Source organism: Allocoleopsis sp. (genome assembly GCF_036703385.1).
Classification (GTDB): Bacteria; Cyanobacteriota; Cyanobacteriia; order Cyanobacteriales; family Coleofasciculaceae; genus Allocoleopsis.
Window position 1 is genome coordinate 1 of record NZ_DATNPA010000654.1, and the last position, 5,208, is coordinate 5,208.

The window sequence follows — 5,208 nt, forward strand, 5'->3', positions numbered from 1 at the left end:
TGTTTTTGAATCAGGTATTGACCGGAAGCATCTTGAAGAGCTGGAAACGGCAATAAGAATAAGGTCTCGTGGGGGATAAAAACCACTCGTTCGCTGGGGTCTTTGGGCAAAAACTCGGCAATCGGTTCAATGAGCAGTTGATAAAGTTGCTTCCTCACCGGTTCGCTACGTTCGGCGTAAGGGCCGGCTAAATTCCGGCTAGCGCGAACGAGGTCTTCTAAGGATGCTGAAGTATTATCTTTTGGCTCCCCTGGCAGGGACTTGAGATTTTTCAGGTCAACTTGCCGAAAGGCCACTTGACCAGTGGGTTGAACGACCCAGATGAAGAGTTTGGAGGATGGCCCGCGCAGCTTCCCTTGAAACTTAAAATCGTCATCCGGAATGATGGCATACTCCACCAATGTGGCTTTCTGAGTTTTGGCAATGTTCTGAATTTGGGCAATACTCGGTGGTGGTGCCTTGGTTTTATAGTTTTGGGCGGCTTGAGGAGATAAGCGTTGACCGAGTAACTCGACAAAGGCACGCGCCCTTCCTCGCTCCGAAACTTCTAACGCGGCTTCGGGTTTTTTCGCGGCGATGAGGATTTGTTGCAGCAGGTTATAGGAGAATACTTGGGTATCAAAAATAGACACATTATCGGCATCGGTTAAGCCAGGGCGAAGCGATTCAAACGCGGTTAAGGCTTCTCGGAGTTGTTTCTCCGCTTCTGGGAGATTGTTGGCACTAAACAGGGCATGACCCAAGTTATTGAACGCTAATGCTTCGAGTTGACGATCGCCGATTGTTTGGGCGATTTTCAAGGTCTGCTGTTGATTAGCGATCGCTTTTGGGTAGTCGTGTTGGTCTTCATAGGTTAGCCCTAAGCCTCCCAGTGTCTTGGCTTCGAGTTGGCGATCGCCAATTGCCCGTGCCAGAGTCAAACTCTGAGTGTAGTAATCAATGGCTTTCGTCGTGTCACCTTTGACTTGGTAAGCAATTCCTAGATTATTGAGAGTATTCGCTTGTCCTGCTTTGTCATCAACAGCCTGTGCGATCGCTAAACTTTTCTGATACGCCTCAATCGCTTGGTCATACTTGCCTTGGTTGGCGTAAATCGCCCCTAAATTGCCTAAAGCCGCCCCTTCTCCAGTGCGGTCTTTGACTTCCTGGGCAATGGTTAAACTCTGCTGATAAGATTCAATGGCTTTGTCATAATTCCCTAAGGCTTCATAAGCATTGCCTAAATTTCCTAGAATTTGTCCCTCCCCCTGGCGGTTTTTCAGCTGCTGCATTAGCGTCAAGGCTTGCTGATGGGAAGCGATCGCTTTGTCGTAATCCCCCATGCCTTTGTAAGCAATGCCCAGATTGCCTAAAGCTCGTGCTTCACCGTTGCGATCGCTTAATGCTTGGGTAATGGGTATCAAGGGTTGTAAGGATGCGATCGCTTGTTTATAGTTTCCCATTGCTAGGTAGGCTGCACCCAAGTTCCCGAGTGCTGTTGCTTCACCCTGACGCTCTTTGAGTTGCTGGTAAATTTTCAGCGCCTGTTGCCAAGACTGAATTGCCGCATCCAGTTTACCCTGCTTATATTGCGTAATGCCTTGCTGGATGAGTTGGTCGGCTGATGTCTTGCCACTATCTTGGGTTAGTGCCAAGGTTCGTGCTGAGGGCAGTGATGACAGAAATAAACCCGTCAAGGATGGCGAAATAGTTGCAAGAAGAGTAATGAGTACCGTCAGACCAATTTTTTGAGGTTGCATAGCTGTCAATAGAGTAGATGTTGAGAAAGCTTCAGTTGATGAGACCTGTTTTGAAAGTCTCCTTTCATCCTGGAGTGTGAGCGGGTACGATCATGAGCGTCTCTTGCATAAATCAAGGCTACCGTGTAAACACATCTCCTGAGTAACCTCAAAATACTGCATTTCGCCCCCCTAGAGCGCCGGTTCACTAATAATCAAGAGCCTGATTTTCCGTTGAAGATGAGCGCCAGAATGACCATTTTTAGTTATGGCTGGGATTACTGAACCGGTGCTCTAGCCCCCCAATTTTGGGGGGAACCGGAATTTCAAAGTCCCCCAGAATTGGGGGATTTAGGGGGCAAAATCACCTCAGACACAAACCAGAAGACTTGTGTGTACACCGTAGCTTGAAAAGGGGGGAGAATCCAATCAAAGTCCCCCTTTTGAAGGGGGATTTAGGGGGAGCTCCGGGTTTGAAAACGCGCCCTAGCCCCCCTGCCCCCTAATTCCCTCTTTGTCAGGGGGAACGTTAGAAACGAGGCGGGAAATTTAGCTCCCTCCCCTTAATATGGGGAGGGTTGGGGAGGGGTCAAAAGGCTTGGTGTCAGAGCTGAGTAAATCAATCAATTTACAACACCTAAAAATATGCATTCTGAGAGTTTTTTAGTAATCCCTATATCATCAGAACTTTTGGCTGCGAATAGTTGATATTTTTTCAGGATGCTTTTCCACAAATTGCAGTGGCATAAGTTTATTTTTCGGAAATAAAACGTTCATAAAACCTTCGTCAAATAAGTTAACTTCAGACAGCTTTTTCGGTTCCTCATCCTCTCTGAACAGACAAGAGCCAACGAGTTCTATCTTGCCATCACTTCTCAGCCTCAACTCGGTGGCATGACAGGAGGTAGCAACACTATCTTGGCTCACATCAAGAATATTCCCCCTATAGCCAATAACAGATGAAAAGGTAGTAGAGGTATCAGATTGCGTCTTCTTCTCCAATTCTGTCGGAGGATTATTCGTTTTAGTTGTCGTACTGTTTGAGGTATCAGAGGTTGGAGAATTGGTCGCAATAACAGGATTAGTTGGGGTTATAGGGTCAGTTACTGGATTGGTTACATTAACAGTATTGGTTGGAGTTGTCTGATTGTTTGGAGCCGTAGTATTGGTCGGATTGGGAGTAACTGGAACTGGGCCAAAAGCTAGATTTTGAGTCGAGCCGTAAAAGCCGCTATCTAGTCCAGATGCTACGACAATGGCACCTACAAGGCCGCTAGCGTCAGCAGGAAAAGCGTTCGATGAAAATACAAGTGCTTGGTAACGTTCATTCCTCACCAGGGAAGAGGGAAAAGGAGAATTAGGCGGGACAACGACATACTGATCACCATTTCTGGTGATAAAGTTGTCATTTCCAGGGATAATTCTATCAACTCTTGGCCCTCCATAAAAACCAGCATTTCCACCTTGAATAAGGATACGAGTCTCATTAGGGGGATTTGTAGGAGGACTTTGAGTCTCACCTGAAAAAACAGGTATGGTCTCATTTATAAGAGTTCTAGATGCGTCTCCATACCGAATTATGACGGGTGCATTGAGTGAACCAGGAGGTCTGTTATCAGGTTGGTTGGGTCGGGTCATAATGCTAGTCGGAAGATCCTCCGCAAAGTCTATGCGGATTTTCCCCTTAGTCGAGTCATTCGGATCGACAACCTCAACGGGAATACCTTTGGCATCAAGGAACTGACGTAACCTAGTACCTGGAAGAGGTAAGAACCTGATGCTGCGACCCCTCATTAAGGAAGAGTCTGTAGCTTGAAAAAGACCGAAGGCTCTAACGTCAACACCATTTGCACCAGCATCAATACTTTTAACTACAATATTGCCTGCCGTAGAATTCAAAACTACAGAAGTGTTAAGAGCATTTGCATTACCATTACTAACTTGCGCTGAAGCGACGATATTTCCTGCTTTGATGTCATTAACAGCAGACAAGTCTACAGAACTGGGCCAGGCGCGGATATCTCCTACTGTGATGCTCGTCCTAGAGTCAATCACGACTGCGCCAACTTTAGCGAAAGCTCCGCCTTCCAAATAAATACTTGCGTTAGTTGAGGCTTGTTGCCCATTGACTTGAATCGCTCCGGTCGGTAGCGAGTTGGGCTTGTATTGATTTGTTAGAAGGACGAGTCCATTCGTTTGAGCCACATTAATACTACCGATTGTGATGTTGGCACTACTTGGGGGAGAAAAAGTAGGGGAAGGTGAAGGTGAAACAGTTCCTATAATGCTGTTTCCCGGAAATCCCGTTAATTTTGTCCAATCGATTCCAGCACGGACATCCAAAGTTGGTTGAGTACTACCATTGATTACTAGCCGCGTTCCATCCCGTCTTTCAATCCCTCCATTGGGAGTAGAATAGGGAACTTTGTTATAAATTAATGCAGTACCATCTGAGCGAGTAATAGTGGCAAGACTGGCAAGAAAAGGGTTAGGATTGTTGGGATTAATCGAGTTTTCTATCGTATCTGGGGCGTTAATTGTGACATTTCCTAGTATGGTCACGCTACCGCCCGCCAAAATGTGTAACGAGGCTCCCGTGTAGCCTTCTAGAGTAACATCTCCCGCAGCGAGAATTATGGGGTCAATAGGACTGTAGAGAGAACCTGCACTTCCATCTAACTGCTCAATTTTGAAGCTGCCACCCGTGGTATAGTGTGCATCCCCCCCTACTGTATTTTCAGAACGCAATACGGTATCGTTGCCAGACACAAAACCACTCGCTGGATGATTGACAGCAACAATGTCAACTTTTTGAGTGCCCTGAACGCGCAGATTTCCTCCAGCTTCAGCCGCAAAAGGTTGTGTTTGAGTATCGCGCACTTGCAGGGTATCTTCTGCCAATAACTGCATATCTCCCGTTGATTGCAGTTGGCTCTCGACTAAAGTGAGATTGCGATTAGCAGAAAGTTTGATGGTTTCGGCTGTCACTTGCTTGGCGATGACATCGCCATTCTCCACGCGAAACCCTGAACCTGTCAGTTCTACCTCTCCGTTGCTGTTCACTGCCAACCCCGTCGCATTCCCTCCACTGTTACCTGTGAGTAATTCTGGTAGGGATTGCACTGGCAACGTCCAGTTTCCTGGCTGAGTCTGTGCCGAAGCTAGGGGTTCTACCTCCAAACTCAGCAGCATCCCCTGTTGCTGAATCCGCACCAACTTTCCACCCTCTACTGCCGCTAGTGTAATTTGACCTGTTGGTGCTGAAACATTTCCAGTATTCACAACAGTGCCACCGATGAGGGTTAAATCCCCCCCACTTACACTTAAGTTGCCAGAGTTGATGATTGCTCCTGGCTGATTGACATTGAAAGCGAAGCTAGTAGGATTACCAACGAGGGCAGCATAGTTATTGGCACCAGCAGCATTGAACCAGTTATTGCCAAAACCGATACTTGTAGCAGTGGTAGCCGTGAATGAGGCAGGCACATTC

At 47.0% G+C, this 5,208-nt stretch carries 1 protein-coding gene and 1 pseudogene; both read right to left on the minus strand.

Annotated elements, in window-relative coordinates:
* Positions 1–1,739 (minus strand): tetratricopeptide repeat protein (locus tag V6C93_RS30960; protein WP_333480524.1); only part of this gene is annotated, 1,739 nt, incomplete at its 3' end.
* Positions 1,740–2,399: 660 nt separating this feature from the next.
* A pseudogene (locus V6C93_RS30965) lies at positions 2,400–5,208 on the minus strand (hypothetical protein); the annotation flags it as partial.